This window comes from Pseudomonas mohnii, from assembly GCF_900105115.1.
Classification (GTDB): Bacteria; Pseudomonadota; Gammaproteobacteria; order Pseudomonadales; family Pseudomonadaceae; genus Aquipseudomonas; species Aquipseudomonas mohnii.
Map to the genome: position 1 here is coordinate 4,024,681 of NZ_FNRV01000001.1, position 15,234 is coordinate 4,039,914.

Sequence of the window (15,234 nt, forward strand, 5' to 3'; positions counted from 1 at the left end):
AAAGATGCGGCAGTTTACCTGATGGATCGCACCCTGCCCACGCATAGGTCCTTTTTGGCGGATACGCCTTTAGTTGCGGCGCTCGACGATGTAACGGGCCAGATCGCGCAGAGGCTCTGCCGCCGCGTCAAACGGTCGCATCGCGTGCAGGGCCTGATCGCGCAATTCCAGGGCGTAGGCCTTGGCGGCGTCGAGGCCGAGCAGGGCCGGGTAGGTCGGCTTGTCGCGGGCAATGTCGGCGCCCTGGCGTTTGCCGAGGGTTTCGGTATCGCTTTCGACGTCGAGAATGTCGTCCTGGACCTGAAATGCCAGACCAACGGCCTGTGCATAAGTCTGCAGGGATTTCAGTTCGTCCTTCTGCGCGTGCCCACTGGCCAGGGCACCGAGCTTGACGCTGACTTCGATCAGCGCACCGGTCTTGTGCCGGTGCATGTATTCGAGGGCCTTCTGATCGAGCTTGAGGCCGACCGAACCCAGGTCGATGGCCTGCCCGCCGACCATGCCCGCCGGGCCTGCCGCCAATGCCAGGGCGCTGACCATCTGCAGGCGGATTTCCGCGTCTGCGCTGTTCAGGCGCGGGTCGAGCAGGGCGCTGAAAGCCAGGCTCTGCAAGCCGTCGCCGGCGAGGATCGCGCAGGCTTCATCGAATTTCTTGTGAGTGGTGGGCTGGCCGCGGCGCAGGTCGTCGTCGTCCATGGCCGGCAAATCGTCGTGCACCAGCGAGTAGGCGTGGATCAGCTCCACCGCGCAGGCCGCGCCGTTGGCTTGCTCGGCCTTGCCACCCAGTGCTTCACACGCGGCGTAGGCCAGCAGCGGGCGCACACGCTTGCCGCCGTTCATCACGCTGTAGCGCATGGCTTCGTAGAGACGCGCCAGCTCAGGGCCGGGCGCGATGAACAGGGTTTCCAGGGCCGCATTGACCCGGGCCTGGCTGGTCGCCGAATACGCTGCAATCATTCTGGTTGATCCGCGTCGAAGGGTTCCTCGGCCAACTCGCCATCACGCTCGAGCAGCACCTGCACCTTTTGCTCGGCCTGGGCCAGCGCCGCCTGGCAATCGCGGGTCAGACCGATGCCCTGCTCGAAAGCGGTCAGCGAGTCTTCCAGCGACAATTCACCATTCTCCAGACGCTCGACCAGCGTTTGCAGGTCAGCGAGGGATTGTTCGAAATCCAGTGCAGCTTTTTTGCGGGCCATGGCGGCGATTTCCGGTTGACGTTAAACCGGCGCGACACTAGCAGACATGGGGTTTATGGGCAAATGAGCGGGGCATCTGGCGACTGAACCCTATGGCGAGGGAGCTTGCTCCCGCTGGTTCGCGCAGCGCCCCCAAAACAGGCGCTGCCATTGCTTCAGGTATCGCGCATTTACCCATGTTGCGACTGCTTCGCAGCCGAACGGGACGGTGCGGCGTTCCGGCGAGCTCCCTCGCCACAAGATGAGTGGTGGAGCAGACCTGGGGATTATTCGGCTCACGAAATGAGCCGAATAGAAGCATTATTCGGCTCACCGTCCACTCACCCGCGTGATTTGCGCCGCATTTTCACGGCGATCTCATTGTTAGAAGCGGCCACGGCGGTTAACCTTCGCGCCCTATACGACCCGACAGTCACGGGTCTTTCAGACGAAACGCAGTATCAACCTCTGTAACGCGCCGAGGATCGGGCGCAAGGTTTCGTCATGCATGGCAGGAGGCATCACATGCGTTCGATTCTTTTGCTGCTTGTTGGATGGCTCTGTGCGTCGGGCCTCCTGGCCGCGCCGAGTGCCGAGGTGTCGGAACCCGTGGGCGGCTGGCGCTACAACGGTTTGCTCGACCGTACGGAAAATCCTCAAGTGGCCTATCCCACGCCGCCCATCGACCGGGGTGTGCAGCGCAATCGCACGATGATCGAGGGCCAGCTCAAGGCCATCGGCACGCAACGTGGTCCTCACACCCTGGCGGTCAACGGCAATCCGTTGAACCTGTACACCGACGATCAGGGGCGTTTCGCCCGGCCCTATGCGTTCGGCGCGGGCTCCAACAGTGTCGAAGTGCGCAGTGCCGAAGGCCAGTCGCTCAAGCGCGTTCAATTCTATGAAGCCAACAACCTGCGCACCCCGGCGCGGATTCGGGTGGTGCTCGGTTGGGACGACCCGAAGGCCGAGCTCGACCTGCACATCATTACTCCCGATGGCCAGCACGCGTTCTGGGCTCATTCGGCGCTGACCAACGGCGGCGGCCTCGACCCGGACGGCGTCGACGGTCCCGGCCCGGAAATGTTCACCATGACGGCGCCGCTGCATGGCACCTATCTGGTTTACGTGAACTATTGGGGCAACTTCGGCAGTGGCGGCTATAACTTCGATGAGGCCAGCAACCAGAACGAGGTGATCACCTCGCAGATCAATCTGGTGCTCAACGAAAACACCGTCGACGAAAAACGCGAGACCTTCATCGTGCCCTTGCGTGCGATCGGCGACCTGCTGCTGGTCAAGACTTTCAACTATTAAGCATCCCGCACCACGGATGAATTGGGTTTTGTGAAATGAGTGAAAACATCGTGTCCCCTGCCGCCGATTCAGCGGCCGCCAAACCTTCCCGGCGCTGGCCGGCGCTACTGCTTGGGTTGGGCCTGGTAGCCGTTGTGGCGGGCGGGGTGGGGTGGTTCCTGCACAAACCCAAGACCCCCGCGCCCGTATTGGCCAGCGATAAACTGGGCATGAGCCGGCCGGATGGCCTGCTGGAAACCCATTCCTTGAGCCAATTGCCCAAGGATCTGTTGGCGGTGCCGTTCCTCAAGGAAACCCTCACCGAAGATTTCGTCTTCTATTACGAAACTCACGCGGATCGTCTCGGACTGATCGGCAGTCTGCGGCGGATCATTTACGAGCATGACCTGAAGTTGCAGGACAGCCTGATCGAGCAGCTCTTCGATCAACCCGCCGACGTGGCGCTGTGGCGTGGGGCGGATGGTCGGCTCAAGGATTTCCTGCTGGTGATGGATCGCGGCGGACTGGCCAAGGTGCTCGAGCCGCTGGCGAAGGTCGCGCTGGATGATTCACAGCTGAGCAAAATCGCCGATGTGAAAGTCGGCAACGACGATGTGGCGCTCTATCAGCTCACCTACAACGCCAGCAAGGCGCTGCTGTTTGCCTCCCATGGCGACAAACTGGTGGTGCTGTCCAATCCGTCGAAACTCTACGACCCGCAAAGTGGCCAGGCCGAGGAGCCCGGCAGTGTCTCGACAGCCGCCATCGCCGCGTTGCTCAACGGTGACAAACTGTTCCCCGAAGCATTCGGTCTGCCGCCGCGCGCGCCTGAAGTGAAGCAGCGCCTGTCGGTCAACGCCAGTGTGCTGGCGATGGGTTACCAGCGCTTCATCCCCAACTTCGCCGGGTTGCGCTTCGACATGGACGACAAGGGCTGGCACAGCTTCCTCGCCATGGATGAACTGGACGACCAGCCGGGCTTCGATTTCAAGCCGATCTGGCAAGCCATGCCCTTGGGCGCCAGCGCCTGTGTGGCCTTGCCACTCGCCGCCGCACAACAGAAACCGCTGTTGGTTAAGCTCGGTGCCGAGGAGAAGGTGGCACAGGCCTTGACCGAACACATGGCCGGTGCCGCGGGCCTGTGCTGGTACGCCGATTCGCGCCTGTACACGCCGCTGCTGGTGGCCGGCCTGAGCGATAAGGACAGCGCCCGACTCGACGGTGATCTGGGCAAACTGTTCGGCTCGATGGTCGGTGCCTACGAAGGCAAGGTCGATGATCACGCGTTCCCGGTGGTCGAAAAGCAGGAGGGCCAGAGCCATCAATGGCAGCGCCAGGTCAGCTCAAACTTCGGGCCGTACGCGGCCAAGGACGCCGAGGACCCGGACGCGATCACCGGCAAGGCGTTCATGCGCGTCAGCCTGGCGCGTCACGGTTCGACGCTGCTGTTCTCCCTCGACGACAAACTGGTGGACAAGGCGCTCGGCACCCTCGACAAACGCTTCCCGCCGATGGCCGACGTAGTGCCGAAAGACCTGCTGATGCCGGTCTATTTCGGTCCGGATGCGATGGCCCAGCTGATGCAGCAGGAAACCCTCGACAGCCTGCCCCAAGACATGGAGCCGGTGTTCTACAACGCCGCGCAAACCTACCTGATCCCGAAACTGCGCAAGCTCGGCGGTTACGGCAAGTACGCCCTGACCTTGCCTGAAGGCAGCGAACCCGACGGCCACTGGCAATGGCTGCCACTGGAATGGAAAGCGCTGTGACCGGACTGATCCGAAGCCTTGGCCTGCTTTTGCTGCTGCTGAGCGCGGGTGCCCGGGCCGTCGAAACCCCGGCGCTCGACCCGCAGCAATCCCAGGTGTTCCGCGCCTGGTTCGTGCGCATCGCCCAAGAGCAACTGAGCCAGGGTCCGAGCCCGCGCTGGTATCAGCAGGATTGCGCCGGGCTGGTGCGCTTCGCCGCCAACGAAGCGCTGAAGGTGCATGACGACAAATGGCTGCGCAGCAATGGCCTGTCCAACCGCTACCTGCCGCCGGAACTGCAACTGAGCGACGCCCAGCGCGGCCTCGCCCAGCAGTGGCAGCAGGGCGGCGGCAAGGTCGGGCCGTACGTCAATGCGATCAAGCTGATTCAGTTCAACAGCCATCTGGTCGGCCGTGATGTGGCCCAGGCGCGTCCCGGCGACCTGATGTTTTTCGATCAGGGTGACGACCAGCACCTGATGATCTGGATGGGCCGCTACATCGCTTACCACACCGGCACCACCACACCCACTGACAACGGCATGCGCTCCGCAAGCCTGCAACAACTCATGACATGGAAGGACACCCGATGGATACCCGATGCAGCCAACCCCAACTTCATCGGCGTTTATCGACTGAATTTTCTCTCCCAATGATCGGTGCCCGCATGTTGCGTTTTCTGCCCCTGCTGTTGGTCTTGATGCTGCCTTTTTCGCGGGTGAATGCCGAAGACACCGTCGAGCCGAGTGGCTATACGCCGGTGGCCGGTGAGAGTTTCTTTCTGCTGGCGGACAGCAGTTTCGCCAGCGACGAACAGGCGATGGTGCGTCTCGAAGCACCGGGCCGCGACTATCGCCGGTTCCGCATGGAACCCTACGGCGGCGCCGACATTCGTGTGTATCGCATCGACAAGCCGCTGGATTTCCTCAAGCGCCAGAAGAACCTGCACCGGGTGGTCAGCGACGGCCAGTTCAAGGGCGAAGGCCTGTCCAACACCTTGGCGTACCTGTGGGATAGCTGGTACCGCAAGTCCCGCCGGGTGATGCAGCGAGCGTTTTCCTACGAGTCGCGTAAACAAGTCACCGAAGAAGTGCCGGAACTGAAGATGGGCAACGCCATGGCCGCGCCCACGCCCTACGACGCTCAGCCGCAATTCGCGTTGATTCCGGGGCTGCCAGTGGTCAGCCAGTTTCGCTACCCGCTGTGGCAGGCCAAGCCGATCCAGCCACCGGAAGGGGTGAACCTCGCTGGCTCCTCCAGTGAATTCGTCAGCGTCGCGCCGGGCAACGTCTATATCCCGTTGGGCAACCTGAAACCGGGCCTTTATCTGGTGGAAGCGCTGATCGGCAAGTACCGGGCGACCACCATGGTCTTCGTTTCCAATACCGTGGCCGTGAGCAAGATCGCTGGCGATGAGTTGCTGGTGTGGGCTGCGCGCAAACACGAAGGCAGTTCGGTGCCCAAGGTCAATGTGTTGTGGACCGACGGCCTCGGCGTGATGAGCAGCGGTACCACCGATGCCGATGGCCTGCTGCGCTTGAAGCACGTCAGCCCCGAGCGTTCGTTCGTGATAGGCGAAGACGAAGAGGGCGGCGTTTTTGTCTCGGAAAACTTCTACTACGACAGTGAAATCTACGACACCAAACTCTATGCCTTCACCGACCGGCCGCTGTACCGGCCAGGGGACTGGGTGTCGCTGAAGATCGTCGGGCGCGAGTTCAAGAATGCCCGGGATTCGGTGCAACCCAGTGCCGCTGACGTCAATGTGACGGTGTTGGATGCGACGGGAACGGCGTTGCAAACCCTGGATTTGAAACTCGATTCCAAGGCCGGCACCCAAGGCCGTTTCCAGTTGCCCGACAATGCCGTGGCCGGTGGCTATGAGCTGCGTTTCAGCTACAAGGATCAGGCCTACAGCAGCGCCTTCCGGGTTGCCGAGTACATCAAGCCGCACTTCGAGATTTCACTGAACCTGGCCAAACAGGACTACCGCACCGGCGAAGCGGTCAAGGGCAGCCTGGTGCTGCTGTATCCCGACGGCAAACCGGTGGCCAATGCCAAATTGAGCCTGAGCCTGCGCGCTCAACAGCTGTCGATGGTCGACAACGAGCTGCAGTACCTCGGGCAATTCCCGGTGGAGCTGACCAGCACCGAACTGACCACCGACGCCAAAGGCAACGCCACCCTCGAGCTGCCGGCCGCGGAGAAACCGAGCCGCTACATGCTCACCGTGTTTGCCAGTGATGGCGCGGCGTACCGGGTCAAGACCACCAAGGAAATTCTCATTGATCGCGGTGCGGCAAATTTCCGCTTGAGCGCGCCGCAACGGTTCAGTGCGGTGGGCGACAAGGTGGCATTCAGCTACGCCAATGAAAGCGAGCAGCGCCAGTCGGTCACGCCGAGCAGTTATGGCTGGGTGCGCCTGGAGGATCAGAGCACCGGCGAAGGCAAACTGGCGGCCACCGACAAGGGGTTCACCCTGGCTTTCGAGCGTCCTGGCACCTACAACCTGACGCTCAGGGATGACCACGGTCGCACCCTCGGCGCTACGGGTCATTCGGTCACCGGCGAGGGTGTCAAAGCGGTGCCGGGCACCGTTGAAATCGTCCTCGACAAACCGGAGTACAAGGCCGGCGACGAAGCGCTGGCACTGATCACCTTCCCCGAGCCGATCAGCGACGCATTGCTGTCGCTGGAACGCGACAAGGTCGAGGCCACGGCGTTGCTGTCCAGGGGCGGTGACTGGCTGAAGATGGAAAAACTCAGCGACACCCAATACCGCGCGCGCATTGCGGTGAAGGACAGCTTCGCACCGAACCTGACCTTCTCGGTGCTGTACACCAAGGGCGGCCAGTACAGTTTCCAGAACGCCGGCATCAAGGTGATTGCGCCGCAGATAGACGTGGCCATCGCCACCGATAAAGACACCTATCAACCCGGCGATACCGTGTCGGTGGACCTGACCACCCAGTTCGCCGGCAAGCCGATCCCGGCGCACTTGACGGTCAGCGTGGTCGACGAAATGGTCTACGCGCTGCAGCCGGAGGTGGCGCCGAGCATCGACCAGTTCTTCTACCACCCGCGGCGTAACAACGTGCGCACCAGCGCCAGCCTGTCGTTCATCAGCTACGACGTGGCGCTGCCCGGCAACCCAGGCGCGCCGGGCAAGGCCAACCGCAGCGAACGTGGCGTGAAGGTGCTGGAGCGGCCGCGTCGCGAAGACGTCGACACTGCCGCGTGGCAACCGGAGCTGGTGACCGACGCCAGTGGCAAGACCCGCTTCACCTTCAAGATGCCGGACTCGCTGACCCGCTGGCGCATCACCGCCCGGGCCATCGCCGATGACGGTCAGGTCGGGCAGAAGAAGCAGTTCGTGCGCTCGGAGAAACCGCTGTACCTGAAGTGGAGCGGGCCAAACACATTCCGCACGGGCGATAAGCCGGATCTCGGTGTGTTCGCGTTCAGCCAGGCAGAAAAACCGGTCAAGGCCGAACTGGTGATTCATTACGCGGGCAACGAGCAGCGTGTGCCCGTGACGCTGAGCAACGGCATCAACTACATCGCGTTGCCGGCGTTCTCGTTGGCCAGTGGCGAGTGGACCGCCGAGCTGGTGCAGGATGGCAAAACCGCTGATGCCTTGGCCGTGCGCCTGGCCGCCACCGGCGAAGGTTGGCAGGTCACGCAGAGCCAAAGCCTGGACGTGACTGTCGGCGATACGCCGCTGACACTGCCGGCGGACGCCACGGATATACGCCTGCGCCTGGACGACAGCCCGCAAGCGCTGTTCCGCTCGGCGCTGGACGATCTGCTGAGCTACCCCTATGGCGGCGTCGAACAAACCGCCAGTCGCTTGCTGCCGCTGAGCATTGCCTATCCGAGCCTGTCGTCGAACCCGCAGGTCCGCGACCGCTTGCGCCTGATCATGCAGAACAGCCGCTTGCGTCTGGTGCAAATGGCCGGGCCGTCGGCGAGTTTCACCTGGTGGGGCATGGACGGCGAGCCGGACGCGTTCCTGACCGCATACGCCTATTACGCCGACTGGCACGCCAGCAAAGTGCTGGAGCTGAGCCTGCCGCCAGAGCACTGGCAGCGGGTATTGGAGGTCTATTCGAAGCAGGCGAAGAACACGCCACTGTTGCAGCGAGCGCTGATTCTGTCGTTCGCCAAACAGATGCAATTGCCAGTGAACACCTTGCTCAGTGGATTGATGGAGGATCTGGCAAAAGCGGGCGAGGGCAATGCCGCGAACCTGATGGACGATGGCGAAGACAGCATCGTCATGAGCGATCCGGATTCGGCGCTGGGTCTGGCCGCGGCCCGGGCGTTGACGGCGTCTTTGGCCAAGCAATCGAAGGTCACCGTGCCCGACGCTTTCAACCGGCAACTGGCCGATGCACAGCAGCGCCTGGCCGTCAGTTCCCAGCCGTTTGCCGAAGCCCTGAACCTGTCACTGCAAGCCTTCGATCAGGCCCGCGCGCAAGCGTTGCTGCAGCGTTTGCTGCCACAGCAGTCGACGCTGGAACGTGCCTTGGCGCTGACCTGGCTGCAGCGCAGTATCGAACAGGCGTCACCCACCATCGCCTTGGCGCCGGGTGAGGGCTGGAAGAAAAAATACGGTGACACCGGTGAGGTGTATTGGACGTGGCAGGGGGCTACGCCCGTACCGACGGTGTTGTCCCTGATCGGGGTGCAGGAGCGCCCATTGCGGGCCGCATTGAGCTTCCAGAGCCAGCAACCGACCGTCGATCCGATGGCCGTGACCATCACCCGTCGTCTGTCGCGATTGGTGCCGGGGGATGAAGCGTTCACGTTCAAACTGGAAGCGGTCGGCAACGCGCCGTTGTCCAGTGACAACCTGTACCTGGACGAAGTGATCCTCACCAGCAAAGCTGCCAAACCGCTGCGCTACGGCTTGCTTGAAGTGCCGTTGCCACCGGGCGCCGACGTTGAGCGCACCACTTGGGGCATCAAGCTGATGGGCAAGGCCGGCACCGAACCAACGGCTCTGGAAAAGGCCCGTTTCGAACCGGGACAACTGGCTTATGCCGTGCCGGTGGATGCGCTGAGCGGTGAGCTGCGCCTGCGTCATCTGGTGCGTTTCTCGCAGAAAGGCCAATTCAACCTGCCGCCGGCGCGCTTCACTCAGGTGTATGCGCCACAGCATCAGGCTCAAGAGCAGAAACCGGCGCTCGGTCAGGTCACGGTCCACTGACATGCCACGGCTTCTGGTCTGCTGGCTGTTGTGTTTGCTTCCTGCACTGGCCACGGCGCAGGACGAACCGTTGCATCTGGCGCTCAAGGGCGATTTGCTGTCCTTGAGCCGGACCCGGTTGCTGTCGCGTGAGCCGTTGCCCGACACCTTGCAGACCCCGCTGGGCAGTGTGTGGAAGTTGTTTGTCTACGCCTGGCTGGTGGACACCGGTGCGCGCGAACCGGCTTATGAATGTCGCGGGCAGTCGAAGGAGGAAGTCTATTGCTGCACGGCGGGCGGCAAGATCGAGCGTGATCAGGCGCTGGTCAAATCCTGCGGACTGTATTTCGAGCCGGCGCGTCTGGGCATTTCCAGCGCCGATTGGCGAGCCTATTGGCAGACGCGACAGGCGCCGGAATGGTTGCGGAGCTTGCCGTCGTTGCAGCCCGCCACTCGGGTCCCGGTGGCTGAGTTGTTGCGCTCGTTGGCGCTGCTGCCGGCCCAGGATCAGGCCCGCCGGGTGTTGCTCGATGTGGTGCTCAATGCCGCAGACGGCAATGTGGTCGGCGAGCTCGGCGGCCGGTTGCGGGTGAAAACCTGGAGCTGGCTGGGGGATCGGGATCCGGCGTCGCGCCAGGGCGGTTTTGCTGGTTGGACGGTGGACGGTACGCCGATCTGGGCCGGTGGGCGCGGGACCAGTCAGCGAGTCTTGCGTGAGTATGGTCCGGCGTTGGCGACGGTGCTCCCGCCATCAGGCGCGGCTGAGAGCGGAACGTGCGTGGAGGTCAGTCTGTTCTCTCGTTATCCACTGAAACGCCTACTGTCGGGAGGTCGCGTGGCAGCGTCCGGACCTTTACAGGGCGACTACCGCGTCGAGTTCGCCAGCGGCAATCAGCTCGATATCCACAGCGATGGCGAACTGTTTTTACTGAACGACACACTGGTAGCTCGGCTGGACCGCGAAGAATACGTCGCGCGCGTGCTGCAGCGCGAAGCCACCGCTGAACCCGCCGAAGCGGCCAAAGCCCTGGCCGTGGCCATTCGCACCTACCTGCTGCAAAACGCCACGCGCCACGGCGAGTGCCTGAGCATCGACGACAGCAGCCAGCGCCAACGGGTCGCACCGCGTCCGGCCAGCGCCGAAGCGCGCGACATCGCCGCCTGGACCCGTGATCTGGTACTGGCCGGCAGCACCGTGACCTACCATTCCGATCAACCCGGCCCGGACAAACTGTCCTGGCAGCACGCCGTCGAACAAGCCAATGCCGGCCAACGCTACGACGCCATCCTGCTGCACGCTTACCCACGCGCCAGCCTCAGCCGTTGGGACAATCCCGTCGCCTCCTGCGAAGCGCTGCCCGCCGCGCAAGACTGGCTGCAAAAGCAGCGTCGCGGCTGGCGCCCACAGCTGGAAAGCGAAACCGGCTACAACGAAGTCAGCACGTTCGCCGTCTGCCGCCTGACTTTTGGCCGCCCCTATGTCGACCGCGAACGCCAGCGCATCTACGTGCGCGGCGTGCTCTCGCTGCAAGACCGTCTCGACCTGACTCATGAATACCTGCACCTGGCCTTTGAGGCACACCCCAACGGCCAGGATGAAACCTACATCGAAGGGCTCGCCCGTCATCTTTTGCTGGAATAGACCATGACACTCCGTTATCCACAGGTCTTGCTGTTGCTCTTCGCGTCGGCCGTGTTATCGCCGACCCAGGCTGCCGATAGCGTCAAGCTCGACACTCCCGCAGGCGGTTGGCGCACCGGTGCGGCGGAAGGCGAGGGGGAGAACTTCCGTCAGACCGTCAACTACCCGGCCTCCTCGGTGAACACACCGGCAGGCCAGGCCAACACCGCGCGCATCGCCGGACAGATCAAAGCCACGCCCAAGTCGGCGGAGCCCGGCCGGTTGATTGTGAACGGTGTCAGCATGCCGCTGAAAATCGATCCGGCGGGCCGCTTTGATCGCCCGTTCTCGTTTCCCAACGGCAGCAACAGTGTCGAGGTCCGTAGCCCTGACGGCCAGCAACGCCGTCGTGTTCAGTTCTTGAATGCCAGCGGTGGAGCAACACCGGCCAAATTGCGCGTTCTGCTGTCATGGGACAGCGACAACACCGACCTCGACCTGCACCTGATCACCCCCGACGGTGCGCACATCTGGTACGGCGACCGCGTCGCCCCCAATGGCGCAGCACTCGATGTCGACGTCACCACCGGCTACGGTCCGGAAATCTTCGCCATGCCTGCGCCGATCAAGGGGCAGTATCTGGTGTATGTGAATTACTTCGGCGGTGGCTATCGCAGTGACGAAGAGGGGCAGGAAGAGGCGGTTCAAGCGCTGACCACCGCGCAGGTCACAGTGATTACCGAGGAGGGGACGCCGAGCGAGAAGATCGAGACGTTTCTGGTGCCGATGCGGGCGGTGGGGGAGTTGACGCTGGTGAAGGGGTTCAGTTATCCGTGAGGCTCAAGTACATCTTGCGCAGGGTCTGAACGCGGTTACGTCCCCGATCCTTTGCCCCGTATAGCGCTTCATCCGCTTGTGAAAGCAGGCCGAAAAGATCGTAGCCCGACTCACGCGTGGTGACGACACCAATGCTGACACTGAGCATCCCCGGTTCCAGCATCGACAGCTGTGAAAAGGACAGGCGAATGCGCTCGGCCACCTGAACCGCTTCCTGCTCACCTGCCTCCTTGAGCAGGCAGGCAAACTCTTCGCCACCGATACGACCGAACACATCCTGCTTGCGCAGGTTCTCCGCCAGAATCCGACTGAATGCGATCGAGGCCTGGTCCCCCATCGGGTGACCAAAGCTGTCGTTCAGGCGCTTGAAATGATCCAGGTCGCATAGCAGCAGAGCGGCGGGTTCCTTGTGGCGATTGCTGTCCGCCAGCAAGCGTTCCCCGTTAGCCATGAACGCGCGACGGTTGCCGATTCCGGTCAGCGGATCACAGAAAGCGGCGGCCTTGAACTTGAGTTCGGCGCGCTCCTTGACCATGGCCAACGCCACATAGGCAATGCCAATGACGTAGAGCATGGACTCGAACAGCATGAAGGAGAAAAAGCGCACGCCATCGCCGACGCCCGACAAGGCCTGATCCAGCGGCAGGCTTTTGTCGATCACACTACGGACAACATAAAAAGTGGTGTGCAGCAGCGTCAGCAGCAGCGCGGGCATGTACGCGACTTCAAGGCTGCGACGGCTGCGCCAGAACTCCAGTGCCGTCAGCACGCCATACCCAGCGACCAACAGGGAATACACCACGACTCGAACAGGCATGGCGTCATAGAAGGCGGGACTCAGACACAGCGTCAGCCAGAGGCCGGCCCCGGCCAGAATCCCCTGCATTGATGGTGTGCGTCCGACGAACACGCGTATGGCTGTCCAGTTCATCGCCGCGCTCAACAACAGGGCGACGTTACCGAAGATGATCGGCACAAAATCGACCCCCCGACCCCGCCAACTGACCAGCACCACACCCAGCGCAGCCAGCAGCATCATGGCACCCAGATAAGCCAGGGTCCGCTCACGGGGTTCGCGCCACCAGGCGTGACAGGTCAACAGCCCCATCAACGCGAAGACGAAGACTGACGCGACCAGCAAGGTCGGGATGTGAAGCGCCATGTCTTTAGTTCCCGCGAAGCTCAAACCGGAGTGGTCCCGCAGAAGGGGTGTCGGGTCAACGAGGTTGTGGTCGAAAGGGTGGATTTAGCACTTGAGGTACCAGTATTGGCAAGGGGGGCATTTATCCGAGTCGTCGACACCGAGTGACAAAGGACAGCGATTAAGTAGCCTGGAGAGGCCGTTCCATCTTGATGATCTCGATGGAGACCGGGCTGTTGCCTCGGGAAAACGTGCCTTCGCCGATCTTGCGAAAACCGAGTTGCTGGTAGAACTTTTCCGCGGTCAAGGTCGCCTCCAGGTAGGCCCTGGAGTGGCCAGCATCACGGATCTGTTGCAACGCCTTCTCCAACAGCAGCCTGCCGATACCTTGACGCGCCCCGCTGCCGCGTATGAACAGTTTGCTGACTTCATGCCCGTCAACCTCGACAAACCCCTGGATCCCGTCGTTTTGCGCCAGCCACACGTTGCCGCCCACGATCGCCTCCCGGTACGTCTGTGGCGAACGCCCGTCCAGCCACATGGCGATCTGTTCGGCGCTGTAGTCAGCCGTGCACAGGCTCTCAACCGAATCTTTGTGGGTCTGAAAAATGTTCTCGGCGTCCTCCAGGGTCGCCGGGCGGATCTGCACATGACTCATCAGGTGAACTCCAGTTTCTTTTACGGCCAGCCACTTGCCGGGAATGAGCCCATGCCCATTTCTCTACGACGGCCCGCCAATTGAAAGCGAAGAAGCCAGGATTTACGCCCGGCAGGTTTGACGAGCAAGCGTAGCCCATGACTCTCGTCATTGGTGCCGGGTTCGGTCAGGTTTTCGAAGGATTCAGCTTACCCATTGATTTTTCCCTGTCGTCCCATTACTTCGTCGGACGAGATCAAATGGCGTTGAACACCATCAGGCAGGGACGCGCCTGAAACGCCCGTGATAGCCAGGCTATCGGCAGGATTCTCGGATGGGACAGGATTATTTAGGGCAATTAAAAAGCCGGCTTGTGGCCGGCTTCTCGGGGACTGGCTTGGTTCATTTTTGGTAAACCGCGCCAGCCTTCAAAACGTACACCCGGATCTTGCGTCCGGCTGTGGGACTCGGCGAGAAAATCATCTGCCTTGTCGGTGCGATTCTCCGCCGCGGAGCGGGGGATGCGCAAATGTGGGGCGCAGCATACTGATTTTTTGAGGAAATTCCCAGCTTGGTGTGCGAGATAGAGCTCTGGGTTGGTTCTCAGGGTGATTCTCTCGACGTCTTTGCGGGCAAGTCCGTTCCCACAGGTCTCGCCTGTCCCTGCGGGCGCATGGCTTGCGCGTGATGAATTCGCCTCGGTATCACAGAAATGGCACTTCCGGCCGGCGCTTGTTCAGTGTCGACCACCAGAACACCCAACCTAATACCCGAATGTTTTGCTCTTCGATCTGCGCGGCCCGGAAGATTTCGTCCGGGTATTCGATCCTGTTGTGGCTGCGCATGCGAATGGCGTTGCCGGGCACTCGGTGCAGGTATTTGATCCGCAGCATGCCGTCATGTTCGATCGCGTAGATCTCGCCATCGATGATGTCCTTGAGCCCACGGTCAATGCCCAGGAAGGAGCCGTCTTCAATTCTTTCGCCCATGCTGTTGCCGATCATGCGGGCACAGATGGCATCGGTATGTTTGATTTCCAGGGAATCGAGGTGGCTGCGGGGCAATCGGATGGATTGGCCGGGGTCTTCGACGACGTGGGTTTTGTTAGAGCCAGGTGCGGTGGCGGTTTCTTTGTAGAAGGGCAGTTCGACGTCAAGGGGCTCGACGACGGTGTAAATGCCGCGGATGGCCTGGGCATCGAATGTGTGGCCGGTTTCGTCGAGCAGGCGCAGGTGTCTGGCGTCTTTCGGGCCTTCGCCCGTTTTCAGCCATTCACTGTTCACGGAGAGTTTTCTGGCCACTTCTTCCATGCAGTGCGCAGGCACGCCACGGGTGTACCAGTTGTGGACTTTCTGCGGGACTGCGTCCAGAAACTCGGCAAATCCCGTTGTCGTGATGTTCGCTTCTTCAAGGAGCGCTTTAAAGCGCGGGCCGCTAGTGTTCTTTTTCATAAACGCGAGTCTACTGGCGGCGCATAAGGCTTTGAATAAACGAACCGTTCAAATTTCGAGGGAGATTTAAGACTGGATGTAAGACGTTCTTGGGTGAAATTAAACAAGAAAAAACCAATTCGGAGCCTGTTAAACGA

Annotated in this window: 12 protein-coding genes; 6 read left to right on the plus strand and 6 right to left on the minus strand. The window is 61.7% G+C overall.

The genetic code is table 11. The features are described 5' to 3' along the window. Window positions 1–69: 69 nt before the first annotated feature. Together ispA and BLV61_RS18715 are read right to left on the minus strand one after the other, a co-directional pair. Entirely contained in the window at window positions 70–957 is an 888-nt protein-coding gene (gene ispA / locus BLV61_RS18710; protein ID WP_047533844.1) for a (2E,6E)-farnesyl diphosphate synthase, read from the minus strand. Further along, entirely contained in the window at window positions 954–1,196 is a 243-nt protein-coding gene (locus BLV61_RS18715) for an exodeoxyribonuclease VII small subunit (protein WP_007894317.1), read from the minus strand. Before BLV61_RS18715 ends, ispA begins: the two co-directional genes overlap by 4 nt. Before the next feature lie 504 nt (window positions 1,197–1,700). Between BLV61_RS18715 and BLV61_RS18720 the strand changes: the two genes are divergently transcribed. The 6 genes from BLV61_RS18720 to BLV61_RS18745 are packed head-to-tail and all read left to right on the plus strand — an operon-like array spanning window position 1,701 to window position 11,868. Further along, window positions 1,701–2,492: a YfaP family protein gene (locus tag BLV61_RS18720; RefSeq protein WP_047533809.1), complete on the plus strand. Its 792-nt coding sequence runs from the start codon at window positions 1,701–1,703 to the stop codon at window positions 2,490–2,492. Window positions 2,493–2,527: 35 nt separating this feature from the next. After that, window positions 2,528–4,240: a DUF2138 domain-containing protein gene (locus tag BLV61_RS18725; protein ID WP_090466867.1), complete on the plus strand. Its 1,713-nt coding sequence runs from the start codon at window positions 2,528–2,530 to the stop codon at window positions 4,238–4,240. Beyond that, window positions 4,225–4,875 carry a DUF1175 domain-containing protein gene (locus BLV61_RS18730; protein ID WP_090466870.1) on the plus strand — a complete coding sequence of 217 codons (651 nt, stop codon included), beginning with the start codon at window positions 4,225–4,227 and terminating at the stop codon, window positions 4,873–4,875. The genes BLV61_RS18725 and BLV61_RS18730 overlap by 16 nt, the downstream gene beginning before the upstream one ends. After that, window positions 4,872–9,431 (plus strand): alpha-2-macroglobulin family protein, encoded by a 4,560-nt coding sequence (locus BLV61_RS18735; protein WP_090466872.1) that lies wholly within the window; start codon window positions 4,872–4,874, stop codon window positions 9,429–9,431. Before BLV61_RS18730 ends, BLV61_RS18735 begins: the two co-directional genes overlap by 4 nt. A gap of 1 nt (window position 9,432) precedes the next feature. Beyond that, window positions 9,433–11,052, plus strand: coding sequence for a DUF2300 domain-containing protein (locus tag BLV61_RS18740; protein ID WP_090466874.1), 1,620 nt, complete (start codon window positions 9,433–9,435; stop codon window positions 11,050–11,052). Window positions 11,053–11,055: 3 nt separating this feature from the next. Continuing rightward, window positions 11,056–11,868: a YfaP family protein gene (locus BLV61_RS18745; RefSeq protein WP_047533798.1), complete on the plus strand. Its 813-nt coding sequence runs from the start codon at window positions 11,056–11,058 to the stop codon at window positions 11,866–11,868. On the opposite strand, the gene BLV61_RS18750 is transcribed toward BLV61_RS18745, so the two are convergent. From BLV61_RS18750 to BLV61_RS18760, 4 genes are all read right to left on the minus strand, one after another. Further along, window positions 11,855–13,030, minus strand: coding sequence for a GGDEF domain-containing protein (locus tag BLV61_RS18750; RefSeq protein WP_090466876.1), 1,176 nt, complete (start codon window positions 13,028–13,030; stop codon window positions 11,855–11,857). The genes BLV61_RS18745 and BLV61_RS18750 overlap by 14 nt on opposite strands. Before the next feature lie 160 nt (window positions 13,031–13,190). Next, window positions 13,191–13,667: a GNAT family N-acetyltransferase gene (locus BLV61_RS18755; RefSeq protein ID WP_047533794.1), complete on the minus strand. Its 477-nt coding sequence runs from the start codon at window positions 13,665–13,667 to the stop codon at window positions 13,191–13,193. 20 nt (window positions 13,668–13,687) lie between these two features. Beyond that, window positions 13,688–13,795, minus strand: a complete 108-nt coding sequence (locus BLV61_RS31645) for an Arm DNA-binding domain-containing protein (RefSeq protein ID WP_341865089.1) — start codon at window positions 13,793–13,795, stop codon at window positions 13,688–13,690. A 555-nt stretch (window positions 13,796–14,350) separates the two neighbouring features. Continuing rightward, the gene (locus tag BLV61_RS18760; RefSeq protein ID WP_090466878.1) at window positions 14,351–15,097 is read right to left on the minus strand and encodes a S24 family peptidase; all 747 of its coding nucleotides are present in this window, start codon (window positions 15,095–15,097) and stop codon (window positions 14,351–14,353) included. Window positions 15,098–15,234: the final 137 nt, after the last annotated feature.

Coding starts and splice junctions, on each gene's coding strand:
- ispA (WP_047533844.1), bottom strand. CDS start 957: ATGATTGCAGCGTATTCGGCGACCAGCCAGGCCCGGGTCAATGCGGCC.
- BLV61_RS18715 (WP_007894317.1), bottom strand. CDS start 1,196: ATGGCCCGCAAAAAAGCTGCACTGGATTTCGAACAATCCCTCGCTGAC.
- BLV61_RS18720 (WP_047533809.1), top strand. CDS start 1,701: ATGCGTTCGATTCTTTTGCTGCTTGTTGGATGGCTCTGTGCGTCGGGC.
- BLV61_RS18725 (WP_090466867.1), top strand. CDS start 2,528: ATGAGTGAAAACATCGTGTCCCCTGCCGCCGATTCAGCGGCCGCCAAA.
- BLV61_RS18730 (WP_090466870.1), top strand. CDS start 4,225: ATGGAAAGCGCTGTGACCGGACTGATCCGAAGCCTTGGCCTGCTTTTG.
- BLV61_RS18735 (WP_090466872.1), top strand. CDS start 4,872: ATGATCGGTGCCCGCATGTTGCGTTTTCTGCCCCTGCTGTTGGTCTTG.
- BLV61_RS18740 (WP_090466874.1), top strand. CDS start 9,433: ATGCCACGGCTTCTGGTCTGCTGGCTGTTGTGTTTGCTTCCTGCACTG.
- BLV61_RS18745 (WP_047533798.1), top strand. CDS start 11,056: ATGACACTCCGTTATCCACAGGTCTTGCTGTTGCTCTTCGCGTCGGCC.
- BLV61_RS18750 (WP_090466876.1), bottom strand. CDS start 13,030: ATGGCGCTTCACATCCCGACCTTGCTGGTCGCGTCAGTCTTCGTCTTC.
- BLV61_RS18755 (WP_047533794.1), bottom strand. CDS start 13,667: ATGAGTCATGTGCAGATCCGCCCGGCGACCCTGGAGGACGCCGAGAAC.
- BLV61_RS18760 (WP_090466878.1), bottom strand. CDS start 15,097: ATGAAAAAGAACACTAGCGGCCCGCGCTTTAAAGCGCTCCTTGAAGAA.